The following is a 20554-nucleotide window of genomic DNA, read 5'->3' as shown; positions in this document are numbered from 1 at the left end:
CGCACACGCCGCGGCAGGGCATCCCTCTCTTTGCGCTGGCCGCCAGGCTGTTTCGACTGCTGACAGCCGCCTCCCGGGGGGCAATTTTTGACGGTATGTTTGGAAGAATCGGGGAAATTCACAACAAGTTCATTGCCTTTTGGGGCAGAATAGACTATACTGGTTCCATTATGTGCTGCGTTAACCGGTTCCCAAACCATGGACAGGAAAGGAATTTTACCATGCCGTTCACATTCAACTTCGGCGGCTTCGACCCCAACGCCTTCGGCGGCGGCTTCAACCCCGGCGGTTTTCCCGGCGGCGGGGAGGGCGGCGCCGCCGCGCCCCGGAAGCCCAGAAAGCCCCGCAAGGCCATCGGCAACGCCTTCACCCGGACCCTCATCAACCTGGGCGTGACGCTGCTGTTCGGGCTGGCCTACTTCTATGTGGAGCTGCCCGCCATCAACCTCCACGCCGAGGAGTTCTACGTCTTCGCCTTTTTGCTGTGCGCCGTGTACTGCGGCTGCGCGGTGCTGACCTCCGGTTTCCAGGGGGACGGGGCGAAGGGGTATATCCACTTTGTGAAAAAGCAGTGCACCGTACCCTTCGTGGCGCTCATCGCCCTGATCGCCGCCATCGCCCTGGGCGCCCTCAGCTCCTGGGTGGTGCTGCGGGCGGGGGCGTACAGCCAGCTGCTGCCCATCCAGACCGGGGACTTCACGGCGGAGATCGAGGAGATCTCCTACGACCAGATTCCCATGCTGGACGCGGACTCCGCCGCCCGCCTGGGCAGCCGGAAGCTGGGCGAGCTGAGCGACATGGTGTCTCAGTTTGAGATTTTGCCCACCTACACCCAGATCAACTACCAGGGCCGCCCGGTGCGGGTGACCTCCCTGGCCTACGGGGATCTCATCAAGTGGTTCACCAACCGCTCCGCCGGCCTGCCCGCCTACCTCATCATCGACATGGTGACCCAGGAGGCGGAGGTGGTGCGCCTGGAGGAGGGCATGAAGTACACCCCCGCCGAGCACTTCGGCCGGAATCTGTCCCGCCACATCCGCTTCCACTACCCCACCATGATGTTCGACGACCCGGTGTTTGAGATCGACGACCAGGGCGTGCCCTACTGGGTCTGCTCCCGCATCGTCAAGACCATCGGCCTCTTCGGCGGCAAGGACGTCCAGGGCGCCGTGCTGGTCAACGCCATCACCGGCGAGAGCCAGTACTACGAGGAGGTCCCCAACTGGGTGGACCGGGTGTACTCCTACGACATCATCATGGAGCAGTACGACTACTACGGCATGTACCACAACGGCTTTTTGAACTCCATGTTCGGCCAGCGGGACGTGACACTGACCACCGAGGGCTGGAACTATATCGCCATCAACGACGACGTGTATATGTACACCGGCGTCACCTCCGTCACCTCCGACCAGTCCAACATTGGCTTCATCCTCTCCAACCAGCGGACCAAGGAGACCCATTTCTATCCCATCGCCGGCGCCACGGAGACCTCCGCCATGGACTCCGCCCAGAGCCAGGTCCAGCAGATGCGCTACGAGGCCACCTTCCCGCTGCTGCTGAACATCGCGGACCAGCCCACCTACTTCATGGCTCTGAAGGGCAACGACGGCCTGGTGAAGATGTACGCCATGGTGAACGTGGAGCAGTACCAGATCGTGGAGACCGGCGGCACCCTGGCGGACTGCGAGGTGAACTACCGCCAGGCCCTGGCCCACGCGGGCCTCATCGGCGCCGGGGAGGCGGACGTGACCGCCGGGGAGAACCAGACGGAGACCGGCGTCATCTCGGAAATCCGCTCCGCCGTCATCGGCGGAGACACCCACTACTTCGTGCGGATGGAGCACGGCGTGGGGTATCTGGACTTCTCCGCGGCGGAGGTGCCCAGAGCGGTGCTGCTGGACGTGGGGGACCGCATCTGGTACACCTACACGCTGAACGCCGCCGAGTTCCCGGCAAGCGGCATCGTCCCCGCCAGGGACTTCTGGTTCGAGGGGGAGGAGGGCCCGAACCCCGGTGCGTAAGCGGCTTTCGGAGGCCCCAAAAAGGAAAGAACAGGAAAGGGAGCGCCCCATTGGGGCGCTCCCTTTTTTGGGGAAAACGGCGTTGACATCCCTTTTCCGGGCGCATATACTGGGATTATTCCAAAAAGGAGCGTGAGACCCATGGACCTGACGTTGAACAGCGCCGTTTTAGGCGTAGAGCTCTCCGGCATCCGCCGGTTTACCTTTCAGGTGCGGGACACCCCCGGCGCCTGCGCCCTGACCATCGGGGAGCCGGATCTGAACACCCCCGACGCGGTGAAGGAGGCCGCCAAGGCCGCCCTGGACGCCAACGACACCCACTATCCCCCCGGAAACGGCTATCCCTATATGCTGGAGGCCATCTCCGAATTTGAGGCCCGGGCCCACGGCCTGCACTACTCCCCCGAGGAGATCATCCTCACCATCGGCGCCACGGAGAGCCTGTTTCTCGCCCTCTCCACCGTGCTGAACCCCGGCGACGAGGTGATCATCCCCACCCCGGCCTTCAGCCTCTACGAGTCCATCACCCAGCTCTGCCGGGGCGTGCCCGTGGCGCTGCCCACGGAGCGCAATCGCTTCCAGATCGACCCAGAGCAGCTGCGGCGGGCCATCACCCCCAGGACCAAGGCCGTCATCCTCACCTCCCCCAACAACCCCACCGGCTGCATCTATACGAAGGAGACCCTGGACGCCGTCCACGACATCTTGAAGGACAGGCCCATCTTCGTCCTGTGCGACGACGTGTACCGCACCCTGGTCTATACGGACGGCTACCACAGCTTCTCCGAGTATCAGGACATGCGGGACCGGATCATCGTCATCCAGAGCTTCTCCAAGCCCTATGCCATGACCGGCTGGCGCCTGGGCTACTGCCTGGCGGACGCCCCCATCCGGGACCGGATGCAGATTTTCCACCAGTACAGCGTGGTCTCCGCCCCCTCCTTCGTCCAGCCCGCCTGCGCGGCGGCGCTGAAGAGCGACACCAGCGGCGTGGTGGAGACGTTCCGGCGGCGGCGGGACGCGGTCTACCGGCGGCTGGTGGATATGGGGCTGGAGGTCCAGCGGCCCGAGGGAGCGTTTTACATGTTCATCAACATCCAAAAGTACGGCATGGACTCCCTGTCCTTCTGCCAGAAGATGCTGGTGGAGGGGCTGGTGGGCCTGATTCCCGGCGTGTATTTCGGCACCGAGGGATATATGCGGCTGTCCTACTGCTACTCCGACGCGGACCTGAAAGAGGGGCTGGACCGGGTGGAGCGGTTTATCGGGACGCTGCGCTGAGCGCCGCGCCCGTCCCCCAGAAAAAGCGTGTTCCCCATGAGAAAAGCCCGCCGTGCGGCGGGCTTTTCTCATGGGTTCTCCGGGGCCTGTGCGGGGGGATAGGGGATGCGGTAGGGGGCGGTGCCCCGCTCCTGCAGCTTTTGCCGGAGCCACGCCTTCAGCGCCTCCACGCCCTCCTCCGTCCAGGGGAAGGTCTCCGTCTCCACGTCCTGAGCCAGCTCAAAGCTGACGTTCTCATACACCCAGGCCTGCACGGTGGAGTCCGGCTTTCCCGGCCAGCCGGTGCGCTGGAACCGGTAGCGGAAGGTGCCCAGGCTCCCCGGGTACACCGAGGCCTTGGTGAAAAAGCTCACATTTAAAAAATCAAACTGCTCGTCCATGGGCCGCTCCTTTCTCTCGCCCCACCAGCATACCAAATCCGCCCCGGTCTGTCAAACGGGGCACGGCGAACCGCCCCTCCAAAGCAGGCCACTGATTTTTATAGGGAAGGGGGCCGCCGGAAAACCGGCGGCCCCCTTTCGTTGATCGGGATGTACAAGAGGAGAAAACGCGGGTACGGACCCGCGGCTGCCTATCCGCGGGTCCGTACGGCACAAATCGGAGGTCTGCACAGTTGCTTTCGGCGCGGTCCGGCGGAGCGGCTTCCGTGAGGATCGGGACGGAAGGCTCCGGCCGGGGATGCAACACGCCGGCTGCACGAAGTTAGCTAAAACTAACTATGCATATAATATACCAGCTCCGGCCCGGTTTGTCAATCCCCCGGCGAAAAAAATTTCCGATGCCGTTTTGGTTGCGCCGCGGCCGGAAGGGGCGTATACTGGTCTCATTTCCAGGAAGGGAGCGCCGCCATGAACATTCTGATCCTCTCCGATTCCCACGGAATCCTCTCCAACATGGAGCGGGCGGTGGAGCAGGCCGCCCCCCGGATGATTTTCCACCTGGGGGACTGCTGGCGGGACGGCTGGGAGCTGCACCTGCGCTTTCCCGGCATCCCCTTTGAGCAGGTGCCGGGCAACTGCGACTTCCGCCCGGGGGAGCCTGCGGAAAAGCTCCTCTGCCTGGAGGACAAGCGCCTGCTGCTGTGCCACGGCCACACCTACGGCGTAAAGCAGTCCCTGGTGGCCGCGGGCCTGGCCGCGGAGGAGCGGGACCTGGACCTCTTTCTCTACGGTCACACCCACCGCCCGGCGGTGGACAAGCGGGGCAAGACCCTCTTTTTGAACCCGGGCAGCATCGGGGACCCCTTCCGCCCCTCCTACGCCGTCGTCACCATCAGCGGCGGCCGGGTGACGGGCCGCACGGCGCTGCTGGAGTAGCCCTACTTGCCAAACGGACAAAATACGTGTATACTATCTTGTTAGAAACGATTTTCTCGTTCAAAACAGGAGGAGCCTTATGAATATCCCCTACTTCTTCGGCGCTGCGGCCGGCGGCTTCGTGGTGATGGCCGCCATCGGCATCCAGGCGCTGGTGGCGCTGTTCTCATCTGTCCCCCTGGCCAAGCGGCGGTACCGGGAAAACCCCGCCTTTGATCTCAAGCGGGCCCACCGCCGGATTTTGCTGGTCTCTGTGACGGTCATCGTCCTGGTGGCGCTGATTACCGTCCTGGTGATCCACTTTACGCCCATAGCCGCCACCGCCGGATATCTCTTCGGCATGATTTTGGCCTTTGTCCTCTCCATCAAACGGATGACCCCCAACAACGAGCAGAACCAGGCCAACTTCGACGAGGCCTACGCCGACTGCTATCCCTCCGCCGACGGCGATCCGGAGGACACCATCCGCCTCCACGAAAAAGAGGACCCCAAGGACTGAAAAGGGACGCCCCCGGAACGAAAGTTCCGGGGGCGTTTTTCAGCCGTGCTCGTGGCCGCAGGTGTCGCAGTGGCCCGGGCACTCCCGCAGCTCGTCGCCGTAGGGGATGCCGCTGCGGTCGAAGTAGTCCCGGACGGCGGCCCGGACCGCCTCCTCCGCCAGGACGGAGCAGTGGAGCTTCTGGGCGGGCAGGCCGTCCAGGGCCTCCACCACCGCCTTGTTGGACAGGGCCAGGGCCTCCGAGATGGGCTTGCCCTTGATGAGCTCCGTGGCCATGGAGCTGGTGGCGATGGCGCTGCCGCAGCCGAAGGTGTTGAACTTCACGTCGGTAATGATCTGGGTGGCGGGGTCCACCTTGATATACATGCGCATGATGTCGCCGCACTTGGCGTTGCCCACCTCGCCCACGCCGTCGGCGTCCTCCAGCTTGCCCACGTTCCGGGGATTGCGGAAGTGGTCCATCACTTTCTCACTGTATAATGCCATAGGGATACTCCTTTCAAATCAGGTGGGGCCGCAGGCCCTGTTCCAGTTCGTCCCACACCGGGGACATGTTCCGCAGGTAGGCGATGATCTCCGGCACGGTCTTAAGAATGTGGTCGATCTCCTCCGGCCGGTTCCAGGCGCTGAGGCTGAGGCGCAGGGACCCGTGAGCCACCTCGTGAGGCCGCCCCAGGGCCAGCAGCACGTGGCTGGGGTCCAGGGAGCCGGAGGTGCAGGCGCTGCCGGAGGAGGCGGCGATGCCCCGGTCGTCCAGCAGCAGCAGGAGGGACTCGCCCTCCACGCCCTCAAAGCAGACGTTCACGTTCCCCGGCAGGCGCCGGACCGGGTCCCCGTTGAGGACCGTGTGGGGAATGGCGGTGAGGCCGGCGATCAGCTTGTCCCGCAGGGGCGTCAGATAGGCCCGATTCCGCTCCATCTGGACGCAGGCCTCGTCAAAGGCCGCCGCCGCGCCGCAGATGCCCGGCACATTCTCCGTGCCGGCCCGCTTGCCCCGCTCCTGGGCGCCGCCGTAGAGGACGGTGGCCAGGGGGACGCCCCGTCTGGCGTACAGCACCCCCACCCCCTTGGGGCCGTGGAACTTGTGGGCGGAGAGGGAGAGCAGGTCCACCTGGAGGGCCTCCACGTCCAGGGGCAGGACGCCCCCCGCCTGCACGGCGTCGGTGTGAAAGAGGACCCCCGCCGCCCGGCACACCGCCCCGATTTCGGCGATGGGCTGCACGGTGCCGATCTCATTGTTGGCGAACATGACGGAGACCAGGCAGGTGTCCGGCCGGAGGGCCTCGCGCACCTGCTCCGCCGTCACCACGCCGTCGGGCGGGATGTCCAGCAGCGTCACCTCGAAGCCCTCCTTCTCCAGCGCCTGGAGGGTATGGAGGACGGCGTGGTGCTCAAACCGGGTGGAGACCAGGTGGCGCTTGCCCTGCCGGGCCCCCAGGGCCGCGCCGCTGCGGAGGGCCTGGTTGTCGGCCTCGCTGCCGCCGGAGGTGAAGGTGATCTCCCGGGGGGAGGCGTTCAGGTGCCGGGCGAAGAGCGCCCGGGCCGCCGCCAGCTTCTCCGCCGCCCGCTGGCCGGGGCTGTGGAGGCTGGAGGGATTGGCATAGACCTCCTGAAAGCAGGGGAGCATCGCGGCCAGGGCCGTCTCGCTGACGGCGGTGGTGGCGGCGTTGTCCGCATAGACGTACATAGAATTCCTCCTATTCCTATCTTTTTACTATGATATAGTGATACCACAAGAAATCCCACTTGTCAAGTATGAGTTTAGCCCGGGACCTCCCAAACAGAAAAGGGACCGGCCAAAGCCGGTCCGGGGTCAGTCGATCTCCAGGTGGACGGATTCGTGGAACGCCGGTTCCGCCAGGCCGGGGAGGTCCACCGCGTCGGTGAAGCGCAGGTCCGGCGTGAACTCCCGGAGCAGGGAGAGGATGTAGGGGTGGGGCCGCTCGTCGGGCCGGTCCGCCGCCACGCACACCACCGCCGTTTTGGGCCGGAGCAGCAGAAGGAGCTTCCGGGTGGTGGAGGACAGGGAGGCGTGGTGGGGCACCTTCAAAATGTCGCAGGGGGTGGCGGTGTCCGTCTCCCACATGTGGGCGTAGGCGTCGCCGCCCAGGACGACTTCCCGCCCGTGGTAGTACAGCCGCTGGCGCAGGCTGGAGACGTTCATGGATTTGCCCCAGTGGACCAGGTCATAGCCGTTCCGCTCCCCCCGGAAGGCCGCGTCGTACACCGCCCGCTGGCGGGGGTAGAGGGCGGGCTCCCCGAAGAGGATGTCCATGCGCAGGTCCTCCGTCAGCGCCAGGCGCTCCGTGCGGTCGCCGGAGAGCTCCACCAGCTCCCGAATGCGGCCGGGGTGCCGCCGCAGGGCCCCGGCGTACAGCTCCGCGCACCGCAGCACGTTCCGGGCGGCTTTGGGCAGGGCGGGATCGCCGTCCGGGTCCAGGGGCGGGGCGTCCAGCGGGGGGACGTAGGGGGTGAGCAGGCGGTCCACGGCGGCGGCCTCCAGCACCCGGTCCAGGCCCCCGATGTGGTCCCGGTGGAAATGGGTCAGCAGCAGCACGTCCAGGCGCTCCACCCCCTGCTTTGCCAGGAAGTCCCCGGCATAGATGCGGCAGGAGCGGGGGTCCCGGGGGGCGGGGTGGTCGTCCCGGATCAGGTTGTCGTGGCCGCAGTCCACCAGCATGGCGAAGCGCTGGGCGCCGCCTTGCAGCTCCCGGATGAGAATCGAGTCCCCATTGCCCACATTGATGAAATCCAGCGTCAGCATACGCACTCCCCCTTATTGTGCTTTTACCATAGCACAGTTGCCCGGGCCGTGACAACCGGAACTTGTCCGCCAACCGCCAAAATTTGGGAGTCAAATTTGGAGGTTCCATAAAAAGCGAAAGCCCCCCGCCTTGCGGCGGAGGGCCCGGGGCGCCGGAGCAGCCCGGCGGGGGTTCGCAGAGGAGTGCCTGTTTTGCCGCGGCGTGTGCGCGGCGGAGCAGTTTTTCCGGCCTGCAAGTGCGGCCCGCAGCGGGCCGCAGCTTTCCCGAACGAACGCCGCTCGGCAGCTTGATCCCCCGCCCCAAGGCGGGGGGATCAGCGATCTCACAGGTTGCGCAGGGCGTCCACCAGGGCGGTTTTGCCCTCGGTCTTCTCGTCCTTCATCTTGACGATGCGGGCGGGGCTGCCCGCCACCACGGCCCGGGGGGGCACGTCCTCGATGACCACGGCGCCGGCGGCCACCACGGCGCCCTCGCCGATGCGGATGCCCTCGATGACCACGGCGTTGGCGCCGATCACCACGTTGTCCTCCACCACGACGGGGGTGGCGGAGGCGGGTTCCACCACGCCGGCCAGCACGGTGCCCGCGCCGATGTGGCAGTGGTCGCCCACCATGGCCCGGCCGCCCAGCACGGTGCCCATGTCGATCATGGTGCCCTTGCCGATGACGGCGCCGATGTTGATGACGGCGCCCATCATGATGACGGCGCCCTCGCCGATCTCCACCTTCTCCCGGATGATGGCACCGGGCTCAATGCGGGCCTGCACCTGCTTCATGTCCAGCAGGGGCACGGCGGAGTTGCGCCGGTCGTTCTCCACCACCAGGTCCGTGATGCGGGCGGCGTTGGCCTCCAGAACGGGCTGGAGGTCCCTCCAGTCCCCGAACACCACATAGCTGCCCTCCCGGCCAAACACCTTGGCGGCGCCGAAGTCCACCGGGGCAGTGGTGTTCACGTAGACTTTGACAGGGGTCTTTTTCTCAGAGGTTGCGATATAGTCGATGATCTCCTGGGCATTCATAGGCGTCTCCTCACCATTTAGTCTTTGAATAGAATTTTTTGCAGGTCGTAGACCCCGGCGGGCCTGCCGGGCAGCAGCCGGGCCATGTGCAGTGCGCCGTTGATGAAAATCTGGCGGCTGGCGGCCCGGTGGGTGATTTCCAGCTCCTCGTCGGGGCCGAAGAAGTGGACGGTGTGGGTCCCGGCCACGGTGCCGCCCCGGAGGGCGTGGATGCCCACCTCCCGGGCCCCCCGCCGGCCGCAGTTGCCCTCCCGGCCGTACACCGCCGTCAGCTCGCCCCGGGGGTCAACGGCGGCCAGCAGCAGCTTGGCGGTGCCGCTGGGGGCGTCCGCCTTCTGGTTGTGGTGGGTCTCGGTGATCTCAATGTCAAAGTCCGGCTGCAACACGCCGCTCACCGCCTGGAGGGCCCGGACGAACACCGCCACGCCCAGGGAGTAGTTGGCGCTCCACAGCACGGGGACGGCGGTGCCCAGGGCCTCCAGCCGGGCCAGCTGGTCTGGGGTATAGCCGGTGGTGCCGGAGAGGAGGGGGGTCTTGGTCCGCTGGACGTAGGCGCACACCTCCGCCAGGGCCTCCGGGCGGGAGAAGTCGATGACCACGTCCGCCACCCGTCCCAACCCGCCCAGCCGGTCCAGATCGTCATGACCCAGGGCGGCGATGATCTCGTCCCCGGCGGCCCGGGCGGTCTCCTCGATCCCCCTGCCCATTTTGCCCCGGCCGATCAGCAGCATTCTCACAGCAGACCGGCCTCCTCCATGGCGCGGCGCAGCACGGCGGCGTGGTCCGCGCCCATGTCGCACAGGGGCAGGCGCATGGGACCCACCCGCAGGCCCATCAGGTTCATGGCGGTCTTGACGGGGATGGGGTTTACCTCCAGGAAGAGGTCGTTCATCACCTCCAGATACCGCAGGTGGTTGGCCACCGCCTGGGCCTGGCGGCCCTCCAGGTAGTCCGCCACGATCTGGTGGCACATGGCGGGCATCACGTTGGCGTAGACGGAGATGACGCCGCTGCCGCCCACGCTGAGCAGGGGCACGGTGATGTCGTCGTTGCCGGAGTAGAGGGCGAAGTCCGGCCCCACGCAGCGGGCCACCTGCATGGCGTAGCTCATATCGCCGGAGGCCTCCTTGATGCCGGCGATGTTGGAGTGGCGGCTCAGCCGCTCCACCACGGACACCGGGATGGAGCAGCCGGTGCGGCCGGGGACGTTGTAGAGGATGCAGGGAATCTGCACCCGGTCCGCCGTCTCGGCGAAGTGGCGGTACATGCCCTCGGGGTTGGCCTTGTTGTAGTAGGGGGAGATCAGCAGCAGGGCGTCGGCTCCCATCTCCTGGTACTGGATGCTCTTTTCCACCTGGGTGGCGGTGCAGTTGGAGCCGCTGCCCACCATCACCGGCACCCGGCCGTTTACCACCCGGATGGTGTGGGCCACCACGGCGGCGTCCTCCTCGTGGGTCATGGTGGAGTATTCGCCGGTGGTGCCCAGGGTGAGGATGCCGTCGGTGCCGGCGGCGATCTGCCGCTCCAGCAGCTCCGTCAGCACCTCGAAATTGACGCTGCCGTCTTCGTGGAACGGCGTGACCATGGCCACAATGGACCCCTTCAGATGGTCGAACTTCATGTGTGTGCCCTCCATACTTTTTGATAAAATAAAAAGTCGGTAGAGACACGCTCCTACCGACAGCCTATTCCCGTCCAAAAAGACAAGGAGTCTCTGTAAGCGGATAGCGCCCCTGCGGCGTTTCCGCCGCAGACAGTCCCGCGGGTGTTCCCCAACGGCCCCACCCCTCCTCCGCGCCCGTCGGAGAGGTTCGGCGGATTTGCCCTCTCCCCGTTCCTCGCCTGCCGGCTCCCGGGGGTCCATCGCATCCGCGCCTCTATCTCATTTTTGGCTATCATACCATCTCACCGCCGCCGTTTCAAGAGAAATTTTCAAAAAATTGGCGGCGTCCGGGAAAAAACTCTTGTGAAATGCGACAAAATCCGGGTTTCCCCTGTTCCCGCCCGCCCCGGCGTGCTATATTGTTGCTATCGAGTAACAGGAGGTCCTGCCCATGTTCCCAACCGCCGTCCGCCACCGCCGGGTCCTGCACCGCATCCCGGAGCTGGACGACCAGCTTCCCGAGACCACCGCCTACGTCCGCTCCGTGTTGGAGGGACTACCCTGCGCCGTCTCCGCCCCCATCCCCGGCAGTGTCTGCGCCTTTTTCGACGCCGGACGGGAGGGGACCGTGGCCTTCCGGGCGGATATGGACGCCCTGCCCGTCGCGGAGGCCACCGGATTGCCCTATGCCTCCAGCCATCCCGGGCGGATGCACGCCTGCGGCCACGACGGCCACACCGCCATGGCCCTGGCTCTGGCGGAGGCCGCGGCGGGCCGCCTCCGGGACCTGCCCCGGAACGTTCTCCTCCTCTTCCAGCCCGCTGAGGAGACCACCGGCGGCGCCCGGCGGCTGTGTGAGACGGGGATTCTGGAGGCGCACCGGGTGGAGCGGGTCTTCGGGCTGCACCTGTGGCCCGGCCTGGCGGCGGGGGCGGTGGCCTCCCGCCCCGGCCCCCTGATGGCCCGGGCCAACGAGGTCACCGTCACCATCACCGGGCGGAGTGTCCACCTCAGCCGGGCGGCGGAGGGGCTGGACGCCCTGGCGGCGGGGGCCGCCTATTTGCAGCGGGCCTATGGGCTGGTGGACCGCCTGCCGCCAGAGGAGCCCCGGGCGCTGCGGTTCGGCAAAATGGTCTCCGGCACGGTGCGCAACGCCGTCAGCGGCAAGACCGTGCTGGAGGGGAGCCTGCGGACCTACCGGGAGGAGACCTACCGCTTTTGCCGGGAGGGCCTGGAGGAGCTGGGACGGGCGCTGGCGGCGGAGAGCGGCTGCGGCGTGGAGGTGTTTCTCAACGAGGGGTATCCGGCGGTGTGGAACCACGAGGGGCTGTACGGGGCGGTCTGCCGGGCCCTGGGACCGGACGCCCCGGCGGCGTTGGAGGCGCCGGCTCTGGCGGCGGAGGACTTCTCCTTCTACCAGCAGCGGGTGCCGGGGGTGTTTTTCTTCCTGGGGACCGGGGACGCGTCGGAGCTCCATGCACCGGATTTTACCTTTGACGACGAAGCGGTGCTGCCCCAAGGGGTGGCGTTTTTGCAGCGTCTGATGGAGCTGCCGTGAGGGCGGCTGACAGGTGCCGCCCTTGTGGAGAAGGGCTGCCGGGAGGGCGGTTCGGCAAAAGTCCTGTGGTCTTCTGCCGCCGGAGCGGCGGAAGCGAAGAACCGGGCTTTACCTTTGACTTTAACGGCGGAGCGGTACTGTCCCGAGGGACGGCGTTTTTGCAGAATCTGGCGGAGTTGCCGTGAAGGCAGCTTGCAAGCGCCGTCTTTGTGGAAAAGAGCCGCCTGGGAGGGCGACTTGGCAAGGGTCCTGCGGCCTTCCGCCGCGAAGCGGTGAAAGCGAAGAACCGGGCGTCCAGTCGCGGACACACCGCGGCTGGACGTCCAGTTTGACTTGTTGGCACGCAATTTGTGTGCCAGTCAGCGCGAAGCGGACCGCCGCGCTCTCCCAAAGTGCCACGGGCACTTTTGGAACAAGACCGCCCCGGGAAAGGGTGGCTGCTCCATGGGGGCGCCGTGGGACCGGCGCCAAAAAGCCGCCCGGAGGGGCGGCTTTTTTCTGCGGCTCAGTTCAGGGGCTGGAAGGCGGCGCCGCTGAGCAGGTCGTGCCAGGTGAACGCGCCGTCCTCCAGCAGCAGGTAGCTGTGAGGCGTGCCCTCCTTGGGCAGGGACAGAGAGCCGGGATTCAGATAGGTGAAGGCGCCGCAGTCCCGGCGGACGGGGAGGTGGGTGTGGCCGCAGAGGAGCAGATCCCCGGGGCACAGGGGCGGCGGGTTGTCCGGCCCCCAGGTGTGGCCGTGGGCGGCGCAGATGGTGAGGCCGTCCACCGCCAGGAAGGCGTAGTCCGCCAGGATGGGGAAGCGGAGCACCATCTGGTCCACGTCGGCGTCGCAGTTTCCCCGGACGCACAGCAGGCGGCCGGCGGCGCCGTTTAGAAGTTCGGTGACGGCGGGGGGATCGTAGCCCTCCGGCAGCGGGTTCCGGGGGCCGTGGTAGAGGAGGTCCCCCAGCAGCACCAGCCGCTCCGCCCCCGAGCGGCGGAAGGCGTCCAGCAGGCGGCGGCAGTACAGGGCGGAGCCGTGGAGATCAGATGCGATCATCAGTTTCATGGAAACAGTCTCCTTTGGTGGGATGGCCCTATTGTACCGTCCCCCGCCGGGAAATGCAACCGCCGGAACGCGGGTTGGGCGGAACGGCAAAGTGCCGTTCCGCCCAGGGTTCACTCCGCAAACAGCGGGGTGGAGAGATAGCGCTCGCCGGTGTCCGGCAGCAGGGCCACCAGGGTTTTGCCCCGGTTCTCCGGCCGGCGGGCCAGCTGGATGGCGGCCCACACCGCCGCGCCGGAGGAGATGCCCGCCAGAATCCCCTCCCGCCGGGCCAGCAGCCGCCCGGCGGCGAAGGCGTCCTCGTTTTCCACGGGGAAAATCTCGTCGTAAACGCCGGAGTCCAGCACCGGGGGGACAAAGCCGGCGCCGATGCCCTGGATTTTGTGGGGCCCGGCGGCGCCGCCGCTGAGGACGGGGGAGGCGGCGGGCTCCACCGCCACCACCCGGATACGGGGATTTTGCTCCTTCAAATATCCGCCCACGCCGGTGAGGGTGCCGCCGGTGCCCACGCCGGCCACGAAGAGGTCCACCTGGCCATCGGTGTCCTCCCAGATTTCAGGGCCGGTGGTGGAGCGGTGCACGGCGGGGTTGGCGGGATTGGCGAACTGGCCGGGGAGAAAGCTGTTGGGCAGCGTCCCGGCCAGCTCCTCGGCCCGGGCGATGGCGCCCTTCATGCCCTTGGCCCCGTCGGTGAGCTCCAGCTCCGCGCCGTAGGCCTTCATCAGCCGGCGGCGCTCCACGCTCATGGTCTCCGGCATCACCAGAATGAGGCGGTAGCCCCGGACGGCGGCCGCGGCGGCCAGGCCGATGCCGGTGTTGCCGGAGGTGGGCTCGACGATGACGGACCCGGGGCCCAGCAGTCCTCTGGCCTCGGCGTCGTCCAGCATGGCCTTGGCGATGCGGTCCTTTACGGACCCGGCGGGGTTGAAGGATTCCAGCTTGACCAGCAGCCGGGCCCCCAGGCCCTGCTCCAGGCGGGTCAGCTCCAGCAGGGGCGTGCGGCCGACCAACTGATCGGCTGAGGTATAAATATGGCTCATCAAAAAGTTCCTCCTGTCAAATGTTTCGGTCAAACGGCGGGGACAGGAGGCGACATCGGAAGACGGGGGGGAACAGGTGCATCTCAATTACCTATCTTTCAACTAGGATAATAGGGATTATAAGCCGGAACCCCGGGTTTGTCAAGCGCCGCGGAGAAAAAAGGCGCCCGGCGGAAGGTTTTCCTTCCGCCGGGCGCGCCGGGTCAAAGGCCGTCCCCGTCGGGCGGGGCGGCCATCAGGTCGGCGAGGGTGCGGCTGTCCAGGTAGGTGCGAACCACCTGATCCAGCCCGTCCCAGAGGTCCCGGGTCCGGCACGCCGCCGCCCGGGGGCAGGGGGCCGCGTCCCGGCTCAGGCAGGCCACCGGCGCCAGGGACTCCTCCGTCAGGCGCAGGATGGCGCCTACGGTGTACTGCTCCGGCGGGCCGTTCAGCCGGTAGCCGCCGCCCTTGCCCCGCACGCCGGTGAGGATCCCGCCCCGCACCAGGGATTTCAATATGAGCTCCAGGTACTTCTCCGAAATCTCCTGCCGCCGGGCAATCTCCTTCAGGGGAATCCAGCCGTCGGACGGGTGCTCGGCCAGGTCCACCAGGACCCGGAGGGCGTACCGGCCCTTTGTGGAAATCAGCATGTCGTTCACCTCCGCTGATGACCCAGTATACCACTTGGTAAGCCGGAATGCAACGGCGCGGCGCCGGGCGCAGCAAGCGGCCGGCGCGGGGGGAGAGAGCTCAGGACCGCCGGGCGAAGGTCCGGATGATCTCCAGCGCCGCGGGGGAGATGGGCTCCGGGGCGGGGGCGGGCTGGGCCAGGAAGAAGCCCTGGAGCAGGTCCACGCCCAGCTCCAGCACCGTCAGCAGCTCGCTGGCGGTCTCGATGCCCTCCGCCACCACGTACATCTCCCGCTCGTGGGCGTAGGCCACCAGGCTGGCCACCAGCTGGCGCCGGTCCACGCTGGTGTCGATGCCCCGGATGAAGGCCATGTCCACCTTGACGAATTTGGGGTTCAGCTCCAGGAGGTTTTTCTCGCTGTTATAGCCGCTGCCGTAGTCGTCCAGGGCGAACATGCCGGAGAAGTCCAGGGCCCTGCGCTTGCTCTCCAGGGCCTCCAGATCGATGGACTCCTCCTCGGTGATCTCCGCCACCATGTGGGGCAGCAGGGCGCGGAAGCGGCTGTGGAAGTCGTCGAACTCCTCGTCCGTCAGGCGCTGGCTGGCCAGGGAGTTGACGAACAGCAGCATGTCCGGCGGCACCAGCCCCCGGTCCAGCAGGGACTGGTAGGCCTCGGCGGCCTTGAACATGGTCAGCCGCTCCACCTGGTGCAAGCAGCCCTCCGCCTTTGCCAGGCGCAGCACGGCGGCGGGGTCGTTCAGCGCGGGCAGCGCCACCCGCATCAGAGCCTCGCAGGCCGGCATCTCGCCGGTGCGGGCGTGGAAGATGGACTGGAAGTGGTAGGACACCAGCTCTTGCTCCAGCAGCTGCTTCAGCTCCCGGCGGCTCTGGAGGCGGTAGGCGTCCTGGTTGTAGAGGGTCTGGTCGAATTCCGCCACCCCGCCCTTCTGCACATCCTTGATCTGGTACATGGCGAAGTCCGCGTACTTCATCAGCTCGCTCAGCTGGCGGCTGTCCTCGGGGTACCAGGCCACGCCGCCGGAGGCGCTGACGGGGAGGGGATCGCCGCCGGGCAGGGGGATGCTGGCGGCGTGGACGGTCTCCATCAGCTTCTGGACGGCGTCGCGGATGCTGCTGCGGTCGGAGAAGCCGTGGTAGAGGATGTAGAACTCGTCGCCGGAGACCCGGGCGCACAGTGTGCCGGGGGGAATGCTGGCGGAGAAGCACTCCGCCGCCTTGCGGATGTACTGGTCGCCCCAGTCGTGGCCGAAGCGGTCGTTGGTGCCCTTCAGGTCGTCCAGGTCCAGCATCAGCAGCGCGGCGTGGCCCAGCCGGTCCGGGTGGGCGAAGAGCTTGCCCGCCTCCCGGTAGAAGGCCCGGCGGCTGTACAGGCCGGTGAGGGCGTCGTAGTCCCGCTCGTACTCGATGCGGAGCCGCTCCAGCGTGGCGGCGGTGACATCCTCCACCAGGCCCACCATGCGCTCGCCCTCCCGGGTGCTCTCAAAGCGGAGATAGCGCACGCCGCCGTCGGGCAGGGGGATGGTATAGAGCTGGCTGCCGTCGGGGAAGGCGGTGACCTGGAGGGCGCGGCGCCGCTGGTCCAGCAGCTCACTGAAGCGGGCGGCGCTAAGGGCGGCGGTGTCCACGCTGTCCATGCCCATCAGGGAGAAGAAGTTGTCCGTCACATAGACGCTGCCGGTGGACTCCCGCAGCTCGTAGCCCCCCAGCTCGATGCTGGCCATGTCCATGATCCGCAGAAACTTGGTGGACACGTCCACCACCTCCCGGCTCATCTGAGTGAAGGCGTCGGACAGCTGGTCGATCTCGGTGATGCCGGTGCCGGGGAGGGTGGGGACGCCGTTTTGGCGGCGCTGGGCGCGGACGATCTCCTGGGACAGGCGGGAGATGGGCCTGGCCAGCCGGCGGCTGACCAGAATGCTGCACACCGCGCCGGCAAGCAGCGTCAAAAAGGCGGCGGTGGCCAGCAGGTGGGTGATCTCCTTGGAGAAGGCGAAGAGCTGGTCCGAGCGGACCATGCCCAGGAGCGTCCAGCTCTGGCCGGAGAAGGGGGAGGCGCTGGGGTACAGGGACAGAGACTGGGCGGAGATGAAGTAGTCCCGCCCCTCTTTTTCCAGCGTGTAGCAGGCATCGCTCTGGGGGACCAGGGACAGGGATTCGGCGGGCAGGGGCCGGGAGAAGAGGTTGCCGTTGGAGAGTACGGGGACCACGGTGTTCTCCGCCTCTCCCTCCACGGCCAGCAGGTACGCGCCCTGCTGGGTCTCCAGCAGCTCCCGGTAGGGCAGGAGGGTGTAGAGATAGTCGGTGAGCAGCTCCACGCCCAGCACGCCGCAGACCGTCCCGTCGTCCAGAATCAGGGGGATGGAGTAGGACAGGGCGGAGCGGTCGCCGCTGCCCAGGGTGTAGAGGCCGGAGGTCCAGTAGCCGCACAGGGCGGCGTCCGCGGCGGAGACTCCGGCGTGGTAGGCGGTCTGGAAGGGCTGGGTGAAATAGGCGTCCTCCGGGCTGTAGGAGAACATGGGCTGCCAGCCGCTGTCCGTGGCGATGGAGATGGCGCTGACCACCTCAATGGGGGCGCGTTCCAGCAGCAAATCGTTGTTCCGGGAGGAGGGGGGAGAGACCGGGTCCAGGTCCCGGATGTACAGCCCGGGCAGGGCGCTCCCCTGGGGGAGGGAAGCGGGGTCGGCGGTGTTGAAGATGACGTAGATGCCGTTGACCTGCCTGGCATAGAGGGTGGAGATCAGCTCGTCGCTGATGTCCAGCAGCAGCGCGGAGCAGCCGCCCCCGCTGGTGCACAGCTCCTCCAGAGACAGCCTGCCGTCCGCCAGCCGGTCCTGCACGGCGGAGGTGATGTCCGAGGCCAGGACGGAGAGGTTGGACCAGTTGTGGACCATGTAGTTTTCCAGGTAGGAGGCCCGGTTGGACACCTGCTGGGACAGGGTGTCCCGGTATTTCTGGTCCAGCCGGGTGCTGATGCCGGTGAAGGGGATGCTGAGCAGCAGAAGCGCCGCCTCCGCTGCCAGCACAGAGAGCAGCGGGAGCAGGAGGGTGCGGAAGAGGGATTTACTTTTCGGCTTCTCGTGCATCGCTGTCATCACCAGTCTTTATCGTATCGTATGGTATAGGGCGCCGCTCAGCCCGCAAAGGGCTGGAGCTGTGCCAGCAGGGTCTGGTACCAGGCCTCAAAGGAGGCGTCGGAGACGAAGGGGGCGGCGGCCTCCTCCAGGCCCTGCCCCTGGGCCAGCCCCTCCAGGACCACCTCCCGGTCGGCGGTGGCCCGGTCCCGCAGAGTGTGCTCCAAAATGGCCCGGGCGTCGGTGCCGCCGGGGAAGGCCTTGGGGGTGTAGAGGCGCTGCTGGTTCACGGTGTCCACCGCCACGGTGAGGATCTGCTCCATCACGCCGTTGATCTCCACGCCGCTGGCGAGGATGGCGTCCATCTGGCTGCCGGCCTTGGTGACGGGCAGATAGCCGGACTCCACGGAGAAGGTGATGTTGTGCTCCGGGCTGGTGAACCACTTGAGGAACTCCACCGACGCCCGGATTTCCTCCTCTGAGCCCTTGGTTACCACCATGCCGGCGCCCTGCTGCACTGCCACGGCCTCGCCGCCCCGGAACCGGGGCACCGGCAGGACCTGCATCTCGATGGGATAGCTCTCCGTGTCGTTGACGATCACCTGGGTGGGGAAGAAGGTGGCGCCGGAGGAGGAGCCCACAAAGGAGATGATGGCGCCGGTTTTCACGCCGTCGCTGCGGAAGCGGCCGGAGGCCTCAAAGTAGCCCTTGACGAAGGGGACGTAGAAGTTCTCCCACAGCCGGCGGGCGGTCTCCTTGGGGAAGTGCAGGGTCATGTGCCCCTGGGAGACGGAGAAGATCTCCGTGCCCATCTGCATGGCCCCCACCAGCATGTAGTTGGCCATGGCGTCCCAGCCGAAGAAGGCCTTGCCGTCGTTGGGGGCGGGGGTGGCGCTGTCGGTCCAGTTGTAATAGGCCTCCGCCGTCTCCACCAGCCCCTCCATGGTGGAGAGCTGCTCCAGCGTGGCGCCGGTGGCCTGGGCGAAGGGGGCCCAGTCGGTGGCGTTGAGGAGCAGCAGCTCCGTGGATTTGGCGGTGGGGAAAATCTGGATGCTGCCGTCGCCGGAGAAGCTGCCCTCCGTCAGGTAGCTGTCCACGTACTGGTCCAGCTCCTCCTGGGTCAGGTAGTTCTGGAGGTCCACCACCTGGCCCATCTGGTCCAGGGCGTAGGCGGTGTCGGCGTAGGCGGCGAAGATGTTGGGCATGTTCCGGGCGCCGGGCTCCTGGGCCGCGGCGGAGAGCACGCTGTCTTGCAGGTCCTCCACGGAGCCGTAACTGGAGGACTCCACGTAGATGCCCTGCTCCGTGCCCACGGTCTGGTTGAAGAGGTCCACCAGACCGTTGAAGGCCGTCAGCTGGTCGCCGTTGTAGTAGGTCCAGACGGTGAGGGAGACCGGAGAGGCGGGGACGGACTGTCCGCAGCCGGACAGCAGCGCCAGGGCGAGGGCCGCGGCGGCCGCCCGAAGGGGAAATCGTTTCATAGCAAGCGTCCTTTCTCACCGCCTGACGGCGGCATTGCAGGCCGGAAGCGGAAAATTTTGGCGGCCTGCACCCATCATACTAGAAAACCCGGGAGAATTCAATGCAAGGTTTCGTTTTTGCCGGGTTCGCGCAGAAAGAACCGGCGGGCCTCCTCCGCGGGGAGGGGGCGGCAGAAGTAGTAGCCCTGCATCAAATCGCAGCCCAGGCGTCCCAGGAGGTCCGCCTGGGCCTCCTTCTCCACCCCCTCGCACAGGACCCGGAGGCCCAGCCGGTGGCTGAAGTCGATGAGGCCGGAGAGGGTGGTCTGGCGGTCGGCGTCACCGGAGTCCTCCAGCAGGCTGCGGTCCAGTTTCACGTAGTCGTAGGCGTGGAGGGACAGGTCGCTGAAGGAGGTGTAGCCGCTGCCGAAGTCGTCCAGGGCCAGGCGCAGGCCCAGGTGCCGCAGCGCCCGGATGTTTTCCAGGCGGGTCTCCGGGCTGCGGGAGAGGACGCTCTCCGTGATCTCCACAATCAAATTGCCCCGGGGGAAGTCGTACCGCTCCAGAATCCCGCGGAGGCGGGGAAAGCACTCCGCCGTGTCGATGGTCTGGGCGGAGAGGTTGCAGGAGACCAGTAGCCGCCCCAGCCCCTCCCGGGACAGTGACGCCAGCAGGCGGCAGACCTCTTCGAACATGTAGAAGTCCAGCTGCTGAATGGTGCCCTCCCGCTCCATGGTGCCGATGAACTGGTCCGGCCCCAGCAGCCCCCGGCGGGGGTGCTGCCAGCGCACCAGAGCCTCCGCCCCGTAGATGCTGCCGGTGCGGGCGTCGGTGATGGGCTGGAGGAAGAGGCGGAACTGGCGCTCGTCCAGGGCCTGCCGGCTCTCCCACAGGTCCCTGGAGAGCTGATGGGAGGCACTGAGGAGGGAGGCCCCGGCCAGGAGATAGTCCTTCCCCGCCTCCCGGGCCTGCCAGCAGCCCTGCTCCGCGTTGAACAGCGCCGCGGCGGCGTCCCGGTCCGCGGGGGTCAGCTCATAGACCCCCGCGTGGATTTCCAGGCTGCGGCGCCCGGCGGCTGGGTCCTGGTCCACCCGGTGGAGGAGGGAGAAGAGGGTGTTCAGCCAGACGGTCAGCTCCCCGCCGCCGGCGGTCCGGCGCAGCACGGCGAAGTGGGCGTCCCCCACCCGGGCCGCCGCGGCGTCGGCGCCGCAGTGGTCCCGCAGCAGCGCGGCCACTTGCAGCA

General features: G+C 66.9%; 18 protein-coding genes and 1 riboswitch. Of the genes, 5 read left to right on the top strand and 13 right to left on the bottom strand.

The genetic code is table 11. The features are described 5' to 3' along the window. Window positions 1-221: 221 nt before the first annotated feature. Together QZS21_RS08665 and QZS21_RS08660 are read left to right on the top strand one after the other, a co-directional pair. Window positions 222-2024, top strand: coding sequence for a CvpA family protein (locus tag QZS21_RS08665; RefSeq protein ID WP_295582410.1), 1803 nt, complete (start codon window positions 222-224; stop codon window positions 2022-2024). Between the two features lie 141 nt (window positions 2025-2165). Then, window positions 2166-3305: a pyridoxal phosphate-dependent aminotransferase gene (locus QZS21_RS08660; RefSeq protein ID WP_295582408.1), complete on the top strand. Its 1140-nt coding sequence runs from the start codon at window positions 2166-2168 to the stop codon at window positions 3303-3305. A 68-nt stretch (window positions 3306-3373) separates the two neighbouring features. Here the strand turns inward: QZS21_RS08660 and QZS21_RS08655 are convergent, their stop codons facing one another. Beyond that, the gene (locus QZS21_RS08655) at window positions 3374-3685 is read right to left on the bottom strand and encodes a hypothetical protein (RefSeq protein WP_295582406.1); all 312 of its coding nucleotides are present in this window, start codon (window positions 3683-3685) and stop codon (window positions 3374-3376) included. Between the two features lie 468 nt (window positions 3686-4153). On the opposite strand from QZS21_RS08655, the gene QZS21_RS08650 reads away from it, so the two are divergent. Both QZS21_RS08650 and QZS21_RS08645 read left to right on the top strand, forming a co-directional pair. Then, window positions 4154-4621 (top strand): metallophosphoesterase, encoded by a 468-nt coding sequence (locus QZS21_RS08650; RefSeq protein WP_295582403.1) that lies wholly within the window; start codon window positions 4154-4156, stop codon window positions 4619-4621. Between the two features lie 79 nt (window positions 4622-4700). Then, window positions 4701-5120, top strand: a complete 420-nt coding sequence (locus QZS21_RS08645; protein ID WP_295582401.1) for a hypothetical protein — start codon at window positions 4701-4703, stop codon at window positions 5118-5120. Between the two features lie 39 nt (window positions 5121-5159). On the opposite strand, the gene nifU is transcribed toward QZS21_RS08645, so the two are convergent. The 6 genes from nifU to dapA all read right to left on the bottom strand — a co-directional run bounded on the left by nifU (window position 5160) and on the right by dapA (window position 10524). Further along, window positions 5160-5606, bottom strand: a complete 447-nt coding sequence (nifU, locus tag QZS21_RS08640; protein WP_295582399.1) for a Fe-S cluster assembly scaffold protein NifU — start codon at window positions 5604-5606, stop codon at window positions 5160-5162. A gap of 13 nt (window positions 5607-5619) precedes the next feature. Continuing rightward, entirely contained in the window at window positions 5620-6807 is a 1188-nt protein-coding gene (locus QZS21_RS08635) for a cysteine desulfurase family protein (RefSeq protein ID WP_295582397.1), read from the bottom strand. A gap of 126 nt (window positions 6808-6933) precedes the next feature. Then, window positions 6934-7884: a ComEC/Rec2 family competence protein gene (locus QZS21_RS08630; protein ID WP_295582395.1), complete on the bottom strand. Its 951-nt coding sequence runs from the start codon at window positions 7882-7884 to the stop codon at window positions 6934-6936. Between the two features lie 323 nt (window positions 7885-8207). Next, on the bottom strand, window positions 8208-8903 hold the full coding sequence (gene dapD, locus QZS21_RS08625; protein ID WP_295582393.1) for a 2,3,4,5-tetrahydropyridine-2,6-dicarboxylate N-acetyltransferase: 696 nt from the start codon (window positions 8901-8903) through the stop codon (window positions 8208-8210). Between the two features lie 17 nt (window positions 8904-8920). Then, a complete protein-coding gene (gene dapB, locus QZS21_RS08620; RefSeq protein WP_295582427.1) occupies window positions 8921-9634 on the bottom strand; it encodes a 4-hydroxy-tetrahydrodipicolinate reductase in 714 nt (237 codons plus the stop codon). Window positions 9635-9636: 2 nt separating this feature from the next. After that, window positions 9637-10524 carry a 4-hydroxy-tetrahydrodipicolinate synthase gene (gene dapA, locus QZS21_RS08615; RefSeq protein ID WP_308589343.1) on the bottom strand — a complete coding sequence of 296 codons (888 nt, stop codon included), beginning with the start codon at window positions 10522-10524 and terminating at the stop codon, window positions 9637-9639. A 96-nt stretch (window positions 10525-10620) separates the two neighbouring features. After that, window positions 10621-10791, bottom strand: a riboswitch (Lysine riboswitch). Window positions 10792-10957: 166 nt separating this feature from the next. Here dapA and QZS21_RS08610 point away from each other — a divergent pair. Beyond that, window positions 10958-12064, top strand: coding sequence for a M20 family metallopeptidase (locus tag QZS21_RS08610; RefSeq protein WP_295582389.1), 1107 nt, complete (start codon window positions 10958-10960; stop codon window positions 12062-12064). A 505-nt stretch (window positions 12065-12569) separates the two neighbouring features. On the opposite strand, the gene yfcE is transcribed toward QZS21_RS08610, so the two are convergent. From yfcE to QZS21_RS08580, 6 genes are all read right to left on the bottom strand, one after another. Then, window positions 12570-13112, bottom strand: coding sequence for a phosphodiesterase (yfcE, locus tag QZS21_RS08605; RefSeq protein ID WP_295582387.1), 543 nt, complete (start codon window positions 13110-13112; stop codon window positions 12570-12572). Window positions 13113-13222: 110 nt separating this feature from the next. Next, window positions 13223-14149 (bottom strand): cysteine synthase A, encoded by a 927-nt coding sequence (cysK, locus tag QZS21_RS08600; protein ID WP_295582385.1) that lies wholly within the window; start codon window positions 14147-14149, stop codon window positions 13223-13225. A 203-nt stretch (window positions 14150-14352) separates the two neighbouring features. After that, entirely contained in the window at window positions 14353-14778 is a 426-nt protein-coding gene (locus QZS21_RS08595; protein ID WP_295582383.1) for an Rrf2 family transcriptional regulator, read from the bottom strand. A gap of 100 nt (window positions 14779-14878) precedes the next feature. Then, window positions 14879-17872, bottom strand: a complete 2994-nt coding sequence (locus tag QZS21_RS08590) for an EAL domain-containing protein (protein ID WP_295582381.1) — start codon at window positions 17870-17872, stop codon at window positions 14879-14881. 38 nt (window positions 17873-17910) lie between these two features. After that, on the bottom strand, window positions 17911-19332 hold the full coding sequence (locus QZS21_RS08585) for an extracellular solute-binding protein (protein WP_295582379.1): 1422 nt from the start codon (window positions 19330-19332) through the stop codon (window positions 17911-17913). Window positions 19333-19430: 98 nt separating this feature from the next. Next, the coding region (locus QZS21_RS08580) for a GGDEF domain-containing phosphodiesterase (RefSeq protein WP_295582377.1) at window positions 19431-20554 on the bottom strand (1124 nt) is incomplete at its 5' end.

Source organism: uncultured Oscillibacter sp. (genome assembly GCF_900544955.1).
In the GTDB taxonomy this organism is placed as follows: Bacteria; Bacillota; Clostridia; order Oscillospirales; family Oscillospiraceae; genus Oscillibacter.
This window is presented reverse-complemented; position numbering and strand designations above follow the sequence as displayed.